Here is a 19,678-nt window from a genome sequence, read left to right on the forward strand (position 1 = left end):
AGCGCGCTTTTAAAAGATACGGGCTTGCCAAGCCGAGATGAACTCTGTTAATCTTTTTCCGCACCATGCGTCCATAGCTCAGTTGGATAGAGCAACTGCCTTCTAAGCAGTGGGTCACTGGTTCGAATCCAGTTGGACGTGCCATCTTTCGGAACCCCGTATTCTTTTTAAGAAAAACGGGGTTCTTTCATGTGAGGGAAAAGTTTCTTTCATCGGTGGAAGCATCCCTGCAAGAACGGTGGCACGGGGCCGGAAATGGTGCAAATACGGATGGGCGGCCTGAATAAAGCGGCATTATCCCGTGTGGCTGTCTTGCTCCGTTGTCGGAAGAAATAGCAGTTCCCGTTCTTATCTTGTGCACGGAAAAGGGGGCCTCCTGTTCTTCAATCAATCCTGTTGGGCGATGGAACTGATGGAATGGGGGCCGTAGTTAAAAAATCCTTCTGCCGTCATCACACCGGAAGGGGAGGGAAGGGCCTCCGAATGGGCGCCATACTGGATGGAAAGAAACGGTTCAGACTGGCGGGAATACTGAGGCGTTCCGGAGATGGTCCGCGCACGGGGCTAGTGCATTCAATAGCGCATGTATTCACAGAAAGGGAACCGGGAGGCTGAATATTTTTTATTCTGACTGCCGGGTGCAAATCTCTGGGGTTCTGATGAAACCGGAAGTTTGGAGCGGATTTGAATATTCATCCTGAACGAGTACATTTACGCACAACTCCAGAATTTTATGCATGCCGTACATGGGAAGGTCAATCTCCGGATGGCGTTCCTGAAACTTGTGGATAATGCTCATTTCCGTCTCTGAAAAAATCACGGGAATGGTATTTGATATTTGAATTTTCCAGGGTTCGCCCTCACTCATCAGCTTGCCGATGAAAAGGGACTGGGTGACGGGAATGCTGCCGCGAAAGGCAAACCAGGTGTGCACGGTGCGGACGGAAACCCGGCATTGTTCCGCCAGCCATTGGCGCGTTTTACCGTGTGTGCGGAGCCATTCCTTGATTTTAAGCTTTTCAGGATTGTTTTCTTTCTCAGAGGAAGAAGCGTTTAAATCCGCATCGGCAGCCAGCTCCGGAATGATTCGGGAAAGTGCTTTTTTCGTATTGGCCGATATTTTGCGAACGCTCATCTGTGCGTAAAACGTCTGGGGCCGGATTCCTATTTCCTCCGCCAATTGGTAGGACTTGCGTTTTTGGCATTGCAGCCATTCCTTGACCATGGTGCGTATATCGTCGTCAGACATGAATTGATGCAGGTTATGTGATGAAAGAAAAAATAGGATGGCAGCGTTTGAAACGCTATTTTCTCTTTCCTTGGAACTGTTCCGGGATAGTGAACCCTGCTTTTAACTTTTGCTCTTGATGCTGGAAAGAGCATCCAAAGCCTCACTGGCCCATTCCGGAACGGTCAAACCGTGGCGTTCCGCTTCATTTCTGAACTTCTCATACTTTTGAGGAGTAACGGGAACATAAATACTGTTCGGGTTCTTGGTCTGCACCAAACGTGCGTGTTTGGCGTACTCCTCTTTCATGATTCTGATGATGAGGCGTTGTCGTGCACGGGGAATAGGAACAGTAGAAAGCCATTTATCAACCTGGCTTTTGCTAACGCCGCAAAGATCGGCGAACTCGTCACGTGTCATCTTCGTAAGGGCAAGAAACTTTCTGATGCTGGACTTCATTTCATCCATGCGCGCATTTTTCGCATTCAGAAAAATCTGGCAAGCCATTTCTGGCATATTTTCTATTTTAGAAAATAATATTGTCTTTGTGTATCCGAAAAGGTAAATCGTTTTTCCTAAATCCAATGAAACTCAAAAAAATGTGAATCCTGGAAGCGCCTGTTTTCTTATTTTAGACGAAAAACTTCATGTTTAATATTCTTCCTTCTTCAAGGTATTTTTACCGCTGTTCCGGAAAAGGAGCGCCCGTTGGGAGGGATCCTTTCTGGTTCATCTTCTTCTATTGGCTTGACGAAGCCCGTTCCGGGAGTACCGTGTTATCATGTTAAATTCCTCTTTATTCGCCTTGGGGTGTTCCGCGGTTTTTATGATGTCTGCGGGAATGCCTTTACTGGCTGCCTCTCCTGAAAAAAAAGAAAATAAAACTGCCGCTTCTGCGGATGCTCTTCCCACCCTTTCCCTGGAGGGATTGCCGGAAGTATGGCTGCAGGGAACGCCTGTCAAGGAATGGGAAAAGGACAAGGTATACATCTTTGAATTCTGGGCCACCTGGTGCGGACCGTGCCTGGCCGCCATGCCCCATATGGAACAACTGCATCAGGCATTTAAAGACAACCCGGGCATGCAAATCATAGGAGTCAATGTCATGGACCGGAAATCTCCGGAGGCTCTGAAGGAATTTTTAAAAAATCGGCCGTCTCCCCTTACTTACACAATGGCGGTGGATGTGGATGGAAAGAGAACCAGGGAAAAATGGCTGGCTCCTATGGATGTGAACGGCATTCCGCATGCCTTTGCCGTAAAGAACGGTAAACTCATCTGGCGCGGACATCCCGTAAAACTCTCGGAAGAAATCATGCAGGCCATGTTGAAACCTGATTTTTCCGCCGCTTCCCTTCCGTCGGAAAATTCTGATGCGGGCGCCCGTGAGTGGAAGCGTTATCGGGAAGTCTCGAAAAAGCTGGGCGAGGTGGTCCGGAAAGAAGGAAAACAGGGAGCCATGGCGTTTTTAAAGCAAATCCAGGATTCAAGGGAATTTCAACAGGATCAGATGATTCAACTGAAGATGATCCCGTTCATCGTACTAGCGGAAAAAGGAGAATTCCAGGAAGCTCAGTCGGTACTTGACAGCTTGTGCAAGGAATATCCGGACAACTACCGCGTGCAGATCAATGTGGCTGGAACCTTGATGGAAGGAAAATCAGTTCCTGCCGGCAAGATGGATGCCGCTCTGGTGGAGCGGTGTCTGAACCGTTGCATTGAAATCTCAAGGAAAGGCAACAAGGAAGCTTCCCTTCCCTGGCGTCTGATGGGTGAACTCCGGGAGCGGCAGGGCAACATGAAGGAAGCGCTTCGGGATATGGAAAAGGCGCTTTCCCTGACCTCCATCAGCAAGGCGTGGACGAAGCTGCAGCAGCTTTCGGGCAATTCGGAGACGTTCCAATCCCTTGTGGACCAGGTAGCTGAGGAAATTAAGCCGGAGCCTCCTCGGAAAATGCAGGAAATGGGGCCTGTGCAGGAAGACAAGGAATACACGCCCCTTTTCAGCAAGCTGAATTGGTTCAATCATCCCGGGCTGACGGGCTTGCCTTCTGACAAAACCGTATTTATCAGCTTCTGGAGAGGAGCTGCGAGGAACAATGGCATGTGGAGTGATGGAGCTCCGGGGAAAACGCTTGATGTAGTCCTGAAAAAATATGGTCTTCTGGACAATCCCAAGGTGAAGGCTGTGGTATTGGGTGTCATTCCGATGGATCAAAAACAGATGCAGGAATATCTGTCTGGTCCGGAAGGATGGACTGCCTACCCTGTCGGTATTCCGTCGGACCATTCCGTGATGGAACTTTTTGATTCCCTGAAGCTTAATTCGTTCCCTGCCGCCGCCGTCGTTCGTGACGGAACATTGCTGTGGGCAGGGGAAATTAAAAGGATGCCCGCGTGGGTGGCGGAAACGGCCCTCTGGGACTCTTTTGACAAGAACCGGTTTGCTGAGGAGGATGCGAAGCGCAAAGCTCATCAGCAGGCCCTGCAGGCTGTCATCAAAAAATCTTTTGAACTGCGCAAGGAAAAGAAATTTGATGAATACAAAAAACTGATTGAGGAAAACGCCGAGCGATTTGCCGATGACGGATGGTTTGCCTCTACAGTGGCGGAAGTTCAGGCGGGGAAAGCCTGGAAGGAGAAGGACTACCAAAAGGTGGCGGACATCATAGACCAAGTGCTGAAGCGTTTTCCGAAGGAAGACTCCCTGGCTTCTTACCTCCTGAAAATCCTGAATGGGTCGGATGAAATGCGTGGATACAACTATCAAGCGGCCCGGCATGCCCTCCAGATCATGAAAGACTTCAATACGCGGGATGACGGTGGTTATAATGCGGCTTGCTATCAAGTCATGATGGAAATGGCCATGGAGAAAAAAGACTACGCCCAGGCGAAAAAAGACGCTGTGAATGCACTCCGGGAATTACCCCTCATGCACCAGTATGTAGCCATGAAGAAAAAACAGGCGGAAGCTTAAGAATTCTGAAACGTTTAGGCCCCTTTCGTGATGAAAGGGGCCTTTTTTGCGGGAAAAGAGAAAAATGTAATACGTTAAGAATCAGTAATATTTAGAATTCTAAAAAAATCTCCGCAAAAACATATCGAAAAAAATTGACAAGGGAGGTGAAAATGGTAGACTTCTCGGCACGCCAACACGGCGACGGGATGAAAAGCCCGGCGGCAGGAGGGACTCGAAAGAGGGCCTGAATGAAGCCGGGGCCGGCCACCCGGAAGAGCCTCATTAAAGGGGCCGATAAGAAGATTTCAAGGGAATGACTACCGAACCCGCCGAGGGTTTTCCCGAATGCGTCGAGAGACGTGTGAGGGAGAAAAAACCCAAAGGAGCGACCTAGCTCCGAGAGGGGCGGATTGGTAGAAGCAAGGGGAAAGAAAAAAGGTCGTGACGCGCGCCGTGCTTGGCAGAGCGAAGAGGACTTCAAGAGACACAACTTGAGGGAAGAGCTGACTGAAGCATGGCGCAGATGAAATCGAAAGATTCCATTTGGTCCAGCAATTTCAAAAATTATATTTGATGGAGAGTTTGATTCTGGCTCAGAACGAACGCTGGCGGCGTGGATAAGACATGCAAGTCGAACGAGAGAATTGCTAGCTTGCTAATAATTCTCTAGTGGCGCACGGGTGAGTAACACGTGAGTAACCTGCCCCCAAGAGTGGGATAGCCCCGGGAAACTGGGATTAATACCGCATAAAATCGCAAGATTAAAGCAGCAATGCGCTTGGGGATGGGCTCGCGTCCTATTAGTTAGTTGGTGAGGTAACGGCTCACCAAGGCGATGACGGGTAGCCGGTCTGAGAGGATGTCCGGCCACACTGGAACTGAGACACGGTCCAGACACCTACGGGTGGCAGCAGTCGAGAATCATTCACAATGGGGGAAACCCTGATGGTGCGACGCCGCGTGGGGGAATGAAGGTCTTCGGATTGTAAACCCCTGTCATGTGGGAGCAAATTAAAAAGATAGTACCACAAGAGGAAGAGACGGCTAACTCTGTGCCAGCAGCCGCGGTAATACAGAGGTCTCAAGCGTTGTTCGGAATCACTGGGCGTAAAGCGTGCGTAGGCGGTTTCGTAAGTCGTGTGTGAAAGGCGGGGGCTCAACCCCCGGACTGCACATGATACTGCGAGACTAGAGTAATGGAGGGGGAACCGGAATTCTCGGTGTAGCAGTGAAATGCGTAGATATCGAGAGGAACACTCGTGGCGAAGGCGGGTTCCTGGACATTAACTGACGCTGAGGCACGAAGGCCAGGGGAGCGAAAGGGATTAGATACCCCTGTAGTCCTGGCAGTAAACGGTGCACGCTTGGTGTGCGGGGAATCGACCCCCTGCGTGCCGGAGCTAACGCGTTAAGCGTGCCGCCTGGGGAGTACGGTCGCAAGATTAAAACTCAAAGAAATTGACGGGGACCCGCACAAGCGGTGGAGTATGTGGCTTAATTCGATGCAACGCGAAGAACCTTACCTGGGCTTGACATGTAATGAACAACATGTGAAAGCATGCGACTCTTCGGAGGCGTTACACAGGTGCTGCATGGCCGTCGTCAGCTCGTGTCGTGAGATGTTTGGTTAAGTCCAGCAACGAGCGCAACCCCTGTTGCCAGTTACCAGCACGTAAAGGTGGGGACTCTGGCGAGACTGCCCAGATCAACTGGGAGGAAGGTGGGGACGACGTCAGGTCAGTATGGCCCTTATGCCCAGGGCTGCACACGTACTACAATGCCCAGTACAGAGGGGGCCGAAGCCGCGAGGCGGAGGAAATCCTGAAACTGGGCCCAGTTCGGACTGTAGGCTGCAACCCGCCTACACGAAGCCGGAATCGCTAGTAATGGCGCATCAGCTACGGCGCCGTGAATACGTTCCCGGGTCTTGTACACACCGCCCGTCACATCATGGAAGCCGGTCGCACCCGAAGTATCTGAAGCCAACCGCAAGGAGGCAGGGTCCTAAGGTGAGACTGGTAACTGGGATGAAGTCGTAACAAGGTAGCCGTAGGGGAACCTGCGGCTGGATCACCTCCTTTCTATGGAGAAAGTGCATGAAAAATGCACAGGTCGGATCTCTTCCCGAGGGAAGAGAGAGCGGAACCCGCGAGGGCCCGCAACGAACCAAAGATGTGTAAACAGCCAGTTCGCTTGGAGCGAAACTAGGCACGACGTGCGTGACGACCTTTTTTCAAAAAGAACCGCAACTGGGGGTATAGCTCAGTTGGTAGAGCGCCAGCTTTGCAAGCTGGATGTCCGGGGTTCGAGTCCCCGTGCCTCCACCAGTTTCGGTAAGAAGGCGGGAGCCGGAAAACTTTAGTAACTAAACTTTAGTATTTGGTAACTGTCTCTCAGAGACCCAAAGCCGGGCCTGTAGCTCAGTTGGTTAGAGCACGCGCTTGATAAGCGCGGGGTCACAGGTTCAAGTCCTGTCAGGCCCACCAAAAAAATCGATTATTGAGGGAAAGCGAAAATTGACATCTGCGTGGCAAAGAAAACAATTGCTGAGAAGCAATTGCTTTCCAACAAAGTGGGTAGTTGAAAAACAACTACAATACACAATTTAAAACATGCATACCAAGAAATAAGACAATACAGTAAGTCACGAAAGGGCTTTGTGGTATTGTGGAAGTGGTAAAAAACTTTTGCAATATGATGAAGTAAGTAAGGGCGTACGGTGAATGCCTTGGTGCCAACAGGCGAAGAAGGACGCGGCAAGCTGCGAAAATCCTCGGGAAGCTGCAAGCAAGCGATGATCCGGGGGTATCCGAATGGGGTAACCTGATCGAGGCAATACTCGATCGTTCATACCTGAATACATAGGGTATGAAACGCGAAACCCGCTGAAGTGAAACATCTCAGTAAGCGGAGGAAAAGAAAGAGAAATCGATTCCGTAAGTAGTGGCGAGCGAAAGCGGATGGAGCCCAAACCGAAGGTACTCCTTCGGGGTTGTAGGACCACGAGATATTCGACCATACTGGATAGTAGAACAGCCTGGAAAGGCTGGCCGTAGAAGGTGAAAGCCCTGTAGACGAAATCCAGCGTGGGAATTAGTGGAATCCTGAGTAATACATCACACGTGGAACGATGTATGAATCAGCGCGGACCACCGCGCAAGGCTAAATACTAGTTGGCGACCGATAGTGAACAAGTACCGCGAGGGAAAGGTGAAAAGAACCGCTGTGAGCGGAGTGAAATAGAACCTGAAACCGTATGTCTACAAAGTGTCAGAGCAGAGCAATCTGCGATGGCGTGCCTTTTGTTTAATGAGTCTGCGAGTCAGTGTTTGTGGCAAGACTAAGGGCTTCCGGCCCGGAGTCGCAGCGAAAGCAAGTCCGAATAGGGCGAATTAAGTCGCAGGTACTGGACCCGAAGCGGAGGTGACCTACCCTTGGCCAGGTTGAAGCATGGGTAAAACCATGTGGAGGACCGAACAGGTGAACGTTGAAAAGTTCTCTGATGAGCTGAGGGTAGGAGTGAAAGGCTAATCAAACCCCGTGATAGCTGGTTCTCTTCGAAATGCATTTAGGTGCAGCGTCACGTGCTGATGCGCGGGGGTAGAGCACTGACAAGGCTAGGGGGCACACCCGCTTACCAAACCTTATCAAACTCCGAATACCGTGCAATGGAACGTGGCAGTGAGACAGTGGGGGATAAGCTTCATTGTCGAGAGGGAAACAACCCAGACCAGCAGCTAAGGTGCCTAAATAACGCTCAGTGGAAAGGATGTGGGATTACACAGACAGTGAGGATGTTGGCTTAGAAGCAGCCACCATTTAAAAAATGCGTAATAGCTTACTCATCGAGTGATCCTGCGCCGAAAATGATTGGCGATCAAGCGTTATACCGAAGCTCTGGACTTTACCTTACGGTAGAGTGGTAGAAGAGCGTTGCATGCGCGTTGAAGGGTGATGGCGACTGACCCTGGAGCACATGCAAGTGAGTATGCAGACATGAGTAACGTAAAGCCGGGTGAAATCCCCGGCCGCCGTAAACCCGAGGTTTCCAGGGCAACGTGTTTCGTCCCTGGGTTAGCCGGGACCTAAGCCGAGGCCGAGAGGCGTAGGCGATGGATATCAGGTTAATAATCCTGAGCTCGCGACCCTTAAACTGGGGGGACGCATGAGAAAAGATGACTAGGTTATTGAATTCCGAGTTGAGTCCACGGACTCAGCGCATCATTGGATCGAGTGCCAAGAAAAGCCCCAGCGTATGCTAAGCGACCCGTACCGCAAACCGACACAGGTGGGTGGGTAGAATATACCAAGGCGTAAGAGTGAAACCTGGTTAAGGAACTCGGCAAATTAGCCCCGTAACTTCGGAAGAAGGGGTGCCTGCAGCGATGCAGGCCGCAGAGAAATGGCCCAACCGACTGTTTATCAAAAACACAGCACTCTGCAAAGACGCAAGTCGAAGTATAGGGTGTGACACGTGACCAATGCCGAAAGATTAAGGCAAGGGGTTAGCCGCAAGGCGAAGCTCTGAACCCAAGTCCCGGTGAATGTCGGCCGTAACTATAACGGTCCTAAGGTAGCGAAATTCCTTGTCGGGTAAGTTCCGACCTGCACGAATCGTGAAACGAGTTGGGCACTGTCTCAACCAGGCGCTCAGTGAAATTGTAGTGGCGGTGAAGATGCCGCCTACCCGCAGAAGGACGGAAAGACCCTATAGACCTTAACTGTAAGCTGTCATTGTTTCTTCGGTTTTAATGCTCAGAGTAAGTGGGAGACGCTGAAGACGCCCTTTAGGGGGCGTCGGAGTCATCAATGAGACACCACCCTTTGAAACTGGAGGATCTAACCCTGAGCCGTGAATCCGGCCAGAGGACCGTGTCAGCCGGTCAGTTTTACTGGGGCGGTATCCTCCCAAAGAGTAACGGAGGAGCGCGAAGGTGGGCTCAGCCCGGTTGGCAACCGGGTGTCGAGTGCATGGGCATAAGCCCGCCTAACTGTGAGACCAACAAGTCGAGCAGATGCGAAAGCAGGCCCAAGTGATCCGGCGGTAGAAAGTGGAATTGCCGTCGCTCAACGGATAAAAGGTACCTTAGGGATAACAGGCTGATCACGCCCAAGAGTTCATATCGACGGCGTGGTTTGGCACCTCGATGTCGGCTCGTCGCATCCTGGGGCTGGAGAAGGTCCCAAGGGTCCGGCTGTTCGCCGGTTAAAGCGGCACGCGAGCTGGGTTCAGAACGTCGCGAGACAGTTCGGTCCTCTATCCTCTGTGGGCGTTGGAAAATTGAGGGGTTCAGACCTTAGTACGAGAGGACCGGGTCTGACGCACCACTGGTGCATCGGTTGTACTGTCAAGTGCATGGCCGAGTAGCTAAGTGCGGACGGGATAAGCGCTGAAAGCATCTAAGCGCCAAGCCCATCCCAAGATGAGTTTTCCCTATAGGTTCGTGGAAGACCACCACGTTGATAGGTCGCAGGTGTAAGTGCAGCAATGTATTGAGCCAAGCGATACTAATCACCAATAGACTTCATCATATTACATCACTCCCGTTCGTGAATAACAACTTGCTGTTGTCTTGTTCATTGGATGTATGTTTAAAAGTAACACCACCAGCCACGCAGATGTCAGTTTACGCTGATTCCTTCCCCTCGTAACGAGAGGAAATCTTCTTAGCCACACACACAACAACCCTTAAAAAATCCCCCTCAAAGCCCCCCCAAGGGCTCCCGGGCAGGCAGGATGAAGAAAATGAAAAACTCTTCCCCCTGAAGCCCGGTGGCCAGAGCGCAGTGGTCCCACCCGGTCCCGTTCCGAACCCGGAAGTGAAACGCTGCCGCGCCAATGGTAGTCGGACGATAGGTCCCGCAAGAGTAGGTCGCCGCCGGGATTTTTTTTCATCAGGCCCCGCCAGTTCCTCAACTGGCGGGGCTTGTTGGTTTCTTGATGGCGCGATCTTCCTCTACTTTGCTAAAAGGAACTGAAGGAGGATGAGGCAAACAAGGAGGACGGCTATCCCTGTCGTAATAGAGTTCTTACCTTACGTAACATTTTCTTAACTATCACTCTTTCTTTATTAACGGTTTAAGAATATTCCTGCTATTGACGGCACCCGTTCTTCCATCAAAAATGGCGGCGTATGAAATCCCATATCATTCAGAAGCCCGTTGCGGTCATCCTGGGGAACGCCGGCAACATAGGATACCTCGCCGCCAAGGCGTTTGCGTGCCGGGGAACTGTGGTTGCCATGCTGCATGAAGCCGGTGAAGAGTCTTCCCGCGTGGTGGACTGTCTGCCAGGGGGCAATCACTTTGGCATGTCGGGCTGTCTGGGCCATCCTCCGGATCTGGCTTCCTTCGCAGGGCTGGTACATACCCTCTATGGACGAGTCGATTATTTGATCAACTGTGAGGATGCCGCGGTTGAGGTGCAGGGCCTGAATTGTTCCGCACGCAGTCGCCTGTCCATTCTGCTTGAGCACGCTTTTGTTTCCGGCGCCATGATTGTGAATATGGTCTCCCGTTCCGGAAGAAAGGTAAGATGGAGGGAACAATGTTGGAAGGAAGATGCCGCAGGGTTGGAGAATTGTCTGAATAGGAAGGACGTCAGGATAAACCAGGTTGTGATTCACCGTCCGGTATTTCGGCACGTCTCCCAGTCCAGGCTGGCTTCCTCCGCGTGTGCGGCGGCGTTATTTCTGTGCGGGAGGGAAGGGCGTCATATTCACCGTGAATACATCGTTGTCAATGGAAGAAAAGCCGCTTGGAAGCCCGGCATGAGGACGGAAGCATCTCTTTCCTTGTTCAACTCCTGTCTGGAATTTTGTTCCGTCTGTTCCCGAACGGTATTCCGGGATGCCTGACAGGCATGCCATATTTCTGTATTCTGTCGTGACAAAAAGTGTCTGTTAATATAGTATATTTCCAAGTAAGGTTATGAAGTTTCAAGGTCTTTATACAGCAATTGTGACTCCGTTTGTCGGCAATCGGGTCGATGAAGAGGCTTTTAGAATGCTTGTGGAAGCCCAGGTGGCTGCCGGCGTGGCCGGCATTGTGGCCGTCGGCACCACGGGTGAATCCCCCACCTTGACTGTAAAAGAACACTTGAGGGTGATTGAACTGGCCGTGGAGAGCGCGGCAGGCCGCATTCAGGTAGTTGCAGGTACGGGGGCCAATTCTACCGCGGAGGCCATCCATATGACCCAGGAGGCGGAGAAGATGGGCGTGGACGGTACGCTTCAGGTGTGCCCTTATTACAACAAGCCTTCCCAGGATGGCGTTTATGCCCATTTCAAGGCCATTGCGGACGCCACCCGCCTGCCGATCATGCTGTACAGCATCCCGGGCCGTTGCGGTATTGAAATCAGCGTGGAGACGGTGGGACGCCTGGCAAAGGACTGTCCCCACATTATTTGCGTGAAAGAGGCCGGCGGCAGCGTGGACCGCGTGAACCAGCTGATGCAGGTGGTTCCGGAAGATTTTACCGTCCTGTGCGGTGATGACGGCCTGACGGTTCCCTTTATGGCCTGTGGCGCCAGTGGCTTGGTTTCCGTAACGTCCAATCTGGTTCCCGGAATCATGAATTCCATCGTGAAAGCCGGCCTGGATCAGAATATGGGTGAAATGCTTTCCCTCCAGAAAACATTTTATCCACTGATGAAGGGCCTCATGACACTGGATTCCAACCCCGTCCCGATCAAGGCGGCGCTGGCGCTGAGGGGGGATATCCAGCCCGGCGTGCGGCTTCCGCTGGTTCCTTTGCCGGAAGAAAAGGAAGCCCAGCTTTCCGCGCTTCTTCAACGTTTCAACGTTCTTTGATATCTCAACTATATGATTTCCATTCTTGTTACAGGCATTTCGGGCCGCATGGGCCAGGCTGTCCAGGAGGCGGTGACGCAGAATCCGGACACCTGCGTGGGCGCCACGTACGACCAGGGGCAGGAGCTTTATCCGGCTCTCGCCAAATGCGACGTCGCCATTGATTTTTCCCACCATGCTTTCACCAGCACCCTGCTGGCGGAAGCCGTAGCCAATAACAAGCCCCTGGTGATAGGCACCACGGGGCATACGGAGCTGGAACGTCAGGAGATTATGGATGCAGCCGCATCCATCCCGATCGTATTCGCGTCCAACTATTCCGCAGGAGTAAACGCCCTGTTCTGGCTGACGCGCAAGGCGGCCCAGATCCTGGGCGGCAGCTGCGACATTGAGGTGATGGAAATGCATCACCGCCACAAGATTGACGCTCCTTCCGGCACGGCCCGGACGCTGGCGGAAATCCTGTCCGGCGCCATTGGCAGGAATTATGAAGACAGCGTGGTTTTTGGCCGCGAAGGCCTGGTGGGTCCCCGTCCCGCCAATGAAATAGGCATGCATTCCCTGCGCGGAGGGGATGTAGTAGGAGACCATACCGTGGTGTTCGCCTCTGACGGAGAACGTTTGGAGCTTACCCACAAGGCATCCAGCCGCATGACGTTTGCCTCCGGAGCGGTCCGTGCAGCTCTCTGGCTGCAGGGCAGGGAACCGGGGCTGTATACCATGGAAGACGTTCTGGGCCTTTCCCAATTATAATTTTTCCGCATCATGGTCGTCTCCCCTTCCCGGAACGGCCATGATGCCTTTTTTGCTGATGAAGAGAGCCGGCATCGCACTGGGATCCAATATGGGGGACAAAAACAGCCTGATGGTTCAGGCCAGGGACCATCTGCTGAAGATGAGCCTGTCCGACGATCCTTTCCTGCAATCCTCCCTGTATGCTACCAGTCCGCAGGGATGTCCGCATGGCGCGGATGATTATTTGAATGCCGTGGTGGAGTTCACCTGGCCCGGTACGGTGGAAGAACTGCTGGTGCATTGCCAGGGCATAGAACGCGCCCTGGGACGCATCCGCTCCGGAATCCGCTGCGAACCCCGTACGGCGGACGTGGACATCATTTACGCGGGGGACATGGTGGTCAACGATCCGCCCCGCCTGATTCTCCCCCATCCCAGGGCTCATTTGAGAAAATTTCTCTTGAAGCCTCTTTCCGACATCAGGCCGGACCTCATTCTGCCCCGCCAGGCTAAAACGGTTTCCTGCCTGCTGGCGGAACTGGATACGGATGAGGCTGACCCGCTCCTGGTATCGGAACGCTGGTAACTGCATGTTTATAGAACATCATGAATCAATCTCTTGAAAAAGCGGAACGCATCCGCGCCTGCAAGAACAGGCGGCACGTGACGCTGGTGACTGCTTATGACTACCCTACGGGCCGCCTTCTGGATGAGGCCGGCGTGGATATTGTGCTGGTAGGCGATTCCGTGGGAATGGTGCTTCTGGGGTTTCCGGATACCACCCATGTGACGCTGGACCACATGATTCACCATGTGGAAGCCACGGCGCGCGGCGTGAAGAATGCCCTGCTGGTGGGAGATATGCCCATTCATACCTATGATACGGTGGAGCAGGCCGTGCAGTCTGCAAGGAGGCTGTTCCAGGCCGGAGCGGACGCCGTCAAGCTGGAGGGGGGAGCCGCCCAGGCGGAAAAGATCCGTGCCATTGTGGATGCCGGCATTCCCGCGGTAGGGCATATCGGCCTCTTGCCGCAAAAGGTGCTGGAGGAAGGCGGATATAAAATCAAAGGGAAATCCTCCGCTGAGGAGGAAGCCCTGGTGAAGGATGTGGAAGCCGTGGCGGAGGCGGGTGCCTGCGCTGTGGTCGTGGAGGGCGTGACGCCTCATGCGGCCCGCCAGATTACCGTGCATTCCCCCATTCCCACGCTGGGCATCGGTTCCGGCGCGCATACGTGTGACGGGGACGTGGTGGTGATTCATGACCTGGTGGGGGCGTTCCCGTGGTTTGTCCCGGCCTTCGTCAAACCGCGAGCGGATGTGGCCGGCAGCATGACTGCCGCCGTCAGGGAATGGATGAAGGATTCCTATACGGACCCCGGCTCCATCAGTTCATAACAGTTGACCGTTGCCTATGCTGGTATTTTCTACATGCTGGAACTCCCACCGCCACCAGGACGGGGAAGAGATGATTGATGAAATCCTCTCCCTGGGATTTGACCATGTGGAACTTTCCCACGGCATCAAGCTTTCCCTTCTGCCCGGCATCATGAGGGCGGTGGAAGCCGGAAAGGTTCAGGTGGCCGGGGTCCATAATTATTTCCCGGCACCCATCGACGAGGTGGGGGACGCTCCGGACAGCAGGCCGTTTACCGCAGATTTGCCGCAGGTGCGCGCCAAGGCGATTGAGCTGACGAAAAAATCCATGGAGCAGGGGGCCGCCCTGGGCGCCGGATACATTGTGCTGCACATGGGGACGGTGGAACCTCTGGTGAAGCGTACGGATACGGCTCATTTGCAGAGCCTGGCGCGTCAGGGAATGGTGGAAACGGAGTCATTTGCCGGAACCAAGGGGGAGTTTGTGCGCCGCCGCAACCGGCTTGCTCCCGTTTATCTGGAACGTGCCCGTGAGGCCATCCGGCAGCTTCTGCCCCATGCTGCGGAACTTGGCGTAAAGCTGGGCATTGAAGGGCGCAGCCATTATGAACAGGTTCCCAGCGAGGATGAAATGGGCCTGCTGATGCAGGAATTTGGGGAAAATCCCTTCATCGGGTACTGGCATGACTTCGGTCATATTCAAAGGAAGCACAATCTCCTTATATTGAATCATGAACAATTTCTCCGCAGGATGTCTTCCCATTTGATAGGTGGGCATGTAAACGACGTCAAGTGGCCGTCGCGGGACCACCAGGTTCCCCTGCTGGGCGGCGGAGTGCCGTTTGAACGCCTGCTGCCTTTTTTCCCGCATGGAGTTCCGCTCGTCTGGGAACTCTCCGGACGCGCTTCCGCGGAGGACATCCGTGCGGCGCGCGAATTGTGGACGGAAAAGTTTCCGGAGACGCTGGTCTGACCATCTTGTGATTGTAAATACGGCTCATTGGATATAAAGTCGGCACGATGATAGACAAGACGACATCCCGCGTCATTCTGGGCCTTCTGGGAACGGCCTGCATCCTGATTACGGCGTTTGCCTGGTATAAAACCAGCCATGCCGCCTCTCCGGATGCCGGGATGCGCCATAATATTTATGATGAGGATGTTCCCCGGTCTGCTCCGGTGCCTGTGGATTACCGGATGATTTTGCTGACGCCCCAGGAGCTGGCAAAGGCTCCGCTGGCGGATGCGTTCACGTCCCCTCTCGGAGATGAAAACGGCGCCTTTACCTATGTTGCCCAGGGACTGGGTGATATGAATGCCGCCCGTGGAGGGCGGCATACCGGACAGGATTTGAATGGGATTGGTGGCGAGAACACGGATGAGGGTCTGCCCGTGAGGGCCGCTGGACGCGGGCTGTTGATTTACGCGGGAGAGCCTTCGCCGGACTGGGGCAATGTCGTCGTCCTGCTCCACCGCCTGCCGGACGGGCGTTTTGTGCAGAGCCTGTACGCTCATTTGAAAACCGTCAGCGACATTCCTTTGGGGGCGCTGGTGGGGCGCGGAGAGCAGATCGGCACGGTCGGAACGGCGCACGGCAACTATCTGGCGCATCTGCATTTTGAGATGATTGAATCCATCGCCCATGAAGCGGGAATGCCGGGCTATGGAAAAACGACGTTCAACCGGATCAATCCGGATGAAGTATTGAAACAATACGCTCCCTCCCCGGAAATGATGATGCCTGATCCCGTTATTGCCCTGAAACAGGTTCAAATGGCGGCGGGATGGGAAAAGCTGCTGGAGAACCTGTACAAGGACAATAGTATGGAAGCGCTGGATAAAATCCTTCCGGACGACCGTCCGGACACGGAGGAAAAGGGAGACCGCTGACCCCGGCGTTTTCCCCGTCAGGAGCGTGTGTCCGGATTTTTGGAAACCAGCTCCTGCTGCTTCCTGGTGATTTGCAGGACGCAGACCAGCCACAGAATGCTGGCCGCCGTCATCAGCGAGCCGATCACCAGAAATGCCGTCAGGTAATGTTCCGCCCCAAAGGGGAAGAGCGCACACAGGGTCAAAGCCGTGGTAACGAGCAGATACAGCCGCAGCGACCGGGAGGGGGCTTGCAGCATCCATGCCGCCGGATTCTTTGAAGCCCGGTATAATTCCTGAAGGATCAGGGCATTGAGCACCATGCCGACTACCGGCATGCAGCTCAGGAGGACGCTCAGGAATGGCGTGAACCGCAGCCCCGGAATTTGGAAGCCCTGGACATTGGCGGATGCCCGGTACAGCCAGATCAACTGGATGAGCAGGGAAGGAATGAACAGGATGCTGAAAAGGAAAACCAGCGGAACCGCGAAGGACGGCAGGTGAGCCATGTTCTGCTGGATGAGCATCTGGATTTCCTCATAATTGGTGACGTTGTTGGAGAAAACAATCCAGCTGCTCCAGAGCATGAAAGGCAGCAGCACGAAGCACGCCAGGATGGATAATTTGGCAAGCCCGGCCAGAGGATAACGCAAACGGTATTCCTGTTCCGCTGGCTGGTTTTCCTCTTCTGCCTCCTGCAATTCTTTCCGGACGGGGGACATTGACGGCAGAACCTGGTCCACAGGCTGCCATCCATCCATGCCCTGTTTCCAGGTGAGCGTTGTTGAGTCGATCACGCCCTGTCCCAGAAATTCACGGACTTCATATTCGGAATAGGCTCTCGGCTGGGAATCGCCGGGGAGTTTCAGGAAGTATTCACTCATTACCTGTATTTTAGAAAAAGAAGCAGGCTCTGGGCAATGGGAATTTGACGGATGACTGATAAAGTCCCATGCCAGATGCCTGGCCTTGAATAAAAGCCATGTCGCAAGTCGTCAGAGCGCCGGGGGCTATTAAATTTCCGGAATGGATAGGCCGCTTTTCCTGTGCATATCTCTCCGTACGAACAAGATAATGCTGTTGTGCATGGAACCGCAGGAGAGAGGGCTCAAGCTGGTGTTCAAGTAAAAGTACGGGGGCAGGATAGTTTATCCACAAGGTCGCGGAATACACAAGTCGGAAAAGAGAAAGGCCTTGTAACGTGAATGGGTTACAAGGCCTTGCAATGGGGAAATATGGTCGAGCTGACAGGATTCGAACCTGCGACCTCTTCGTCCCGAATGAAGAGAATTCAATTTTTAACTATTGATAATCAATGGTTATACTTTTTGTACCCCTTTCATACCCTTTATTTTCCGCTTGATTATCGTGTCGTTTTAACCTTCCCCTACGTGGCGAATGAGGGGTGAACTGCGCGTTAAACGTATTGATATGTTCAATGGAACATCGGCAGGATACTAGAAGACTGATGGTTCAGTCTTTCCAAAAAATAAACAACACTCAATAAAATGAATAATTATATTCCTTTCAATAAGGCTATTGGTCCGAAGGTTCTCTGTGACGGTTACGAAGCCCTCATTCCGCAGAAACTAGGTGTCGATGAAATGACCTTCACTTTTGATGGAGGCTCGTGCGAACATGCCTCCTGTGCCGGAGCACCGGAAATGTTCATCAAGGTGGAAGAAGAGGCGCTGTATCATTTTGGCGTGGAAGCTGATGATATTGGTCAACTTTTCATTGGAGAGTTCTGCGTATGTGACAAACAGGCTCCTGAAAAACACGGACGTTTGGAATTGGCTACTGGAAAACAGTATTTGAAACCCGGATTCTACAAAGTCAGGATTTCATATACCAATAACGCCTATAAGCCTGTCAGCGGCAATGCCGTCGCCTTGAATGTGACGATGGATAAAGAACCCATTAAGGAAGGCGACTACTCTGCAGCATCAACCATGAAACGCTCTTTTTCTCCTTCGCCAAAAATCAAACTTTGGACGATTGAAAAGGAAGAAGGAATTACATGCGAACCTTCTCAAAATGTAGAGATTAAATGGGAGAAAAATTCCCTGACTCAAGATGAGGGGACCGGTGAGTGCCAGTGTATCCCTCTATTGGTGGATGTTCGTACGACTGCCTGCAAGGATACCCAGAACAATGTGTGGAGATTGCGCGTCCAGATGGTATCCAGCGGATGTGACATTGAAATTCATACAGGTTTCTATAGGGATACTCTTTTCAAGCCACCGGTTACCGAAGCCGAGGCTATTGAGGCTGTCAATTGCATGAACGGATACCAGTCTCGTCCGGGAGTTTGGAAGTGGCATACTCTTGCGGCGTCTTTGGCCCATGAGGAGCATCACAAGCAACAGTGGAAGGACACATGCAATTTTTACTGGACCAACTTGAAGGTGCAGGAAGAATTGGAAAAGATCCAGGTGTCCTGTGGGCAATTTCCTGAAATGGATGACGCCTTGAAAGAAATGAAAATGAAGATAGCAGCTACTATGGAGAAATTCCACGATGAAGCGGATAGATATTTCCTGAGTTTGCCGGATAAAGAAAATACCAGGCCCTATCACGCCGGGCAGAAAAAATTGAATGAAGCCACGGAGTTCGTCATCAATCTGGTGGATCGGAACGGCTGGAGCAACGTTCCGCGTCAAATTACCCAACCTGGAGTCATTGAGCCAGTGTGTTATCTGCCTCCGGTCAATGGGGAAAGTGCCAGGGGCTCCAGAATCAGGACTGTGGCTCCTCTGCGGCTGTTCATTGCGGATACTGCGGACTTGCTGAGAGGGAGAATAAGGGTCGGTTTAAAAAATATCAGCGGAGATGTGGTCAAACTTCCTGATGTGATTGACAATCGTACGTCGGATTTCTTTTTCTATACAAGTTTGCAGGCAGGGAGGACCTACCGATTGAATTCCAAGGTAGGGAAAATCACCTTCTCCCGGGAGTTGCCCTGTCTTGAGCTGTCTCCCGGAGAAGAATACAGGCTTGACATTCCCGTAGATAGTTCCCAAATTTCAGGAAAATTGATGGAAGTTCAATCCGGAGAACTGGAAATGCTCTTCTGCAACTGGCATGGAACAGGCTGTTTTCATGGAGTTTTGGAAACAACCGCGTCTGTACTTTTATGAAAAAAATTCTCTTCCCTGCCTGATCCTGTTGACCTGCCTCCCGTCCCTGGGAGGCGAATTCAACTTTTGGCCGGAGAGCAAGGAGGTGGAATGTTCCGTTGTTCTGGCATCCGAACCTGTCGAGACGGGCAAGCCTTTTCCGGATTTTACGCTGATCTTTACCAATAAAAGCCGGAAAGAAGTGCGCCTGCTGGACAGCTTCTATCCTGCAAATAACGTAAAACCGGATATCATTCTGGAGATATGGGATGGAGAAGCTAAAAAAATGGCTTATTACTGGGCGCGTTACCGTGTTGAACGCAGTGTAGCGAACATGAAGTTCACCGCCTTGAAGCCCGGGATTCCTTTCCGGGTTCCCATCCGGAATTTTGCGAAACATGTCATCTACCTCCATCCCTTGGAAAGGGGGAAGAAGTATTTGATGAAAGTGACTTACCGGGACGATTACGGGACACCGAGCCATTCGGTAGGATACGTGGCAAGGAAAGAATTTGTGACAAAATAACTTTTCTGAAAAATCTACCCCGCTCATGAAATATGAGCGGGGCTTTTTTGTGGAGA

General features: G+C 52.4%; 13 protein-coding genes, 3 tRNA genes and 3 rRNA genes. 15 read left to right on the plus strand and 4 right to left on the minus strand.

The window, feature by feature from the left end:
- Positions 1 to 67: 67 nt before the first annotated feature.
- Positions 68 to 144, plus strand: a tRNA-Arg gene (locus tag PVA48_RS09690).
- Positions 145 to 622: 478 nt separating this feature from the next.
- On the opposite strand, the gene PVA48_RS09695 is transcribed toward PVA48_RS09690, so the two are convergent.
- A complete protein-coding gene (locus tag PVA48_RS09695; RefSeq protein ID WP_146020157.1) occupies positions 623 to 1,249 on the minus strand; it encodes a hypothetical protein in 627 nt (208 codons plus the stop codon).
- Positions 1,250 to 1,351: 102 nt separating this feature from the next.
- Positions 1,352 to 1,744, minus strand: a complete 393-nt coding sequence (locus tag PVA48_RS09700) for a hypothetical protein (protein WP_022395910.1) — start codon at positions 1,742 to 1,744, stop codon at positions 1,352 to 1,354.
- A gap of 325 nt (positions 1,745 to 2,069) precedes the next feature.
- Between PVA48_RS09700 and PVA48_RS09705 the strand changes: the two genes are divergently transcribed.
- The 6 genes from PVA48_RS09705 to rrf all read left to right on the plus strand — a co-directional run bounded on the left by PVA48_RS09705 (position 2,070) and on the right by rrf (position 10,072).
- A complete protein-coding gene (locus tag PVA48_RS09705; RefSeq protein ID WP_180973693.1) occupies positions 2,070 to 4,205 on the plus strand; it encodes a TlpA disulfide reductase family protein in 2,136 nt (711 codons plus the stop codon).
- Between the two features lie 552 nt (positions 4,206 to 4,757).
- Positions 4,758 to 6,268, plus strand: a 16S ribosomal RNA gene (locus PVA48_RS09710).
- A 170-nt stretch (positions 6,269 to 6,438) separates the two neighbouring features.
- Positions 6,439 to 6,514: transfer RNA gene (locus tag PVA48_RS09715), tRNA-Ala, on the plus strand.
- 82 nt (positions 6,515 to 6,596) lie between these two features.
- Positions 6,597 to 6,673 (plus strand) — tRNA-Ile (locus PVA48_RS09720).
- 210 nt (positions 6,674 to 6,883) lie between these two features.
- Positions 6,884 to 9,719 (plus strand): 23S ribosomal RNA (locus PVA48_RS09725).
- Between the two features lie 237 nt (positions 9,720 to 9,956).
- Positions 9,957 to 10,072 (plus strand): 5S ribosomal RNA (gene rrf, locus PVA48_RS09730).
- The 16S, 23S and 5S rRNA genes sit together here with 2 tRNA genes alongside, the layout of an rRNA operon.
- A gap of 186 nt (positions 10,073 to 10,258) precedes the next feature.
- Here the strand turns inward: rrf and PVA48_RS09735 are convergent.
- Positions 10,259 to 10,813 carry a hypothetical protein gene (locus PVA48_RS09735; protein ID WP_146021202.1) on the minus strand — a complete coding sequence of 185 codons (555 nt, stop codon included), beginning with the start codon at positions 10,811 to 10,813 and terminating at the stop codon, positions 10,259 to 10,261.
- A gap of 304 nt (positions 10,814 to 11,117) precedes the next feature.
- Here PVA48_RS09735 and dapA point away from each other — a divergent pair, with 304 nt between their 5' ends.
- From dapA to PVA48_RS09765, 6 genes are read left to right on the plus strand one after another with little or no spacing between them, the layout of a single operon-like run.
- A complete protein-coding gene (dapA, locus tag PVA48_RS09740) occupies positions 11,118 to 11,999 on the plus strand; it encodes a 4-hydroxy-tetrahydrodipicolinate synthase (protein ID WP_022396966.1) in 882 nt (293 codons plus the stop codon).
- A gap of 12 nt (positions 12,000 to 12,011) precedes the next feature.
- Positions 12,012 to 12,752 carry a 4-hydroxy-tetrahydrodipicolinate reductase gene (dapB, locus tag PVA48_RS09745; RefSeq protein ID WP_102722906.1) on the plus strand — a complete coding sequence of 247 codons (741 nt, stop codon included), beginning with the start codon at positions 12,012 to 12,014 and terminating at the stop codon, positions 12,750 to 12,752.
- 40 nt (positions 12,753 to 12,792) lie between these two features.
- Positions 12,793 to 13,320, plus strand: coding sequence for a 2-amino-4-hydroxy-6-hydroxymethyldihydropteridine diphosphokinase (folK, locus tag PVA48_RS09750; protein WP_423231661.1), 528 nt, complete (start codon positions 12,793 to 12,795; stop codon positions 13,318 to 13,320).
- A gap of 20 nt (positions 13,321 to 13,340) precedes the next feature.
- Positions 13,341 to 14,129 (plus strand): 3-methyl-2-oxobutanoate hydroxymethyltransferase, encoded by a 789-nt coding sequence (panB, locus tag PVA48_RS09755; RefSeq protein WP_102729116.1) that lies wholly within the window; start codon positions 13,341 to 13,343, stop codon positions 14,127 to 14,129.
- A gap of 16 nt (positions 14,130 to 14,145) precedes the next feature.
- On the plus strand, positions 14,146 to 15,081 hold the full coding sequence (locus PVA48_RS09760; RefSeq protein WP_102729115.1) for a sugar phosphate isomerase/epimerase family protein: 936 nt from the start codon (positions 14,146 to 14,148) through the stop codon (positions 15,079 to 15,081).
- Positions 15,082 to 15,128: 47 nt separating this feature from the next.
- Entirely contained in the window at positions 15,129 to 15,998 is an 870-nt protein-coding gene (locus PVA48_RS09765) for a M23 family metallopeptidase (protein ID WP_102729114.1), read from the plus strand.
- A 17-nt stretch (positions 15,999 to 16,015) separates the two neighbouring features.
- On the opposite strand, the gene PVA48_RS09770 is transcribed toward PVA48_RS09765, so the two are convergent.
- On the minus strand, positions 16,016 to 16,861 hold the full coding sequence (locus PVA48_RS09770) for a GYF domain-containing protein (protein WP_022396960.1): 846 nt from the start codon (positions 16,859 to 16,861) through the stop codon (positions 16,016 to 16,018).
- A gap of 624 nt (positions 16,862 to 17,485) precedes the next feature.
- Here PVA48_RS09770 and PVA48_RS09775 point away from each other — a divergent pair.
- Positions 17,486 to 19,117 (plus strand): hypothetical protein, encoded by a 1,632-nt coding sequence (locus tag PVA48_RS09775; RefSeq protein WP_423231662.1) that lies wholly within the window; start codon positions 17,486 to 17,488, stop codon positions 19,115 to 19,117.
- Positions 19,062 to 19,622, plus strand: coding sequence for a hypothetical protein (locus tag PVA48_RS09780; protein WP_423231663.1), 561 nt, complete (start codon positions 19,062 to 19,064; stop codon positions 19,620 to 19,622). Before PVA48_RS09775 ends, PVA48_RS09780 begins: the two co-directional genes overlap by 56 nt.
- Positions 19,623 to 19,678: the final 56 nt, after the last annotated feature.

Source organism: Akkermansia sp. JRP_AM1, assembly GCF_049262625.1.
GTDB lineage: Bacteria > Verrucomicrobiota > Verrucomicrobiia > Verrucomicrobiales > Akkermansiaceae > Akkermansia > Akkermansia massiliensis.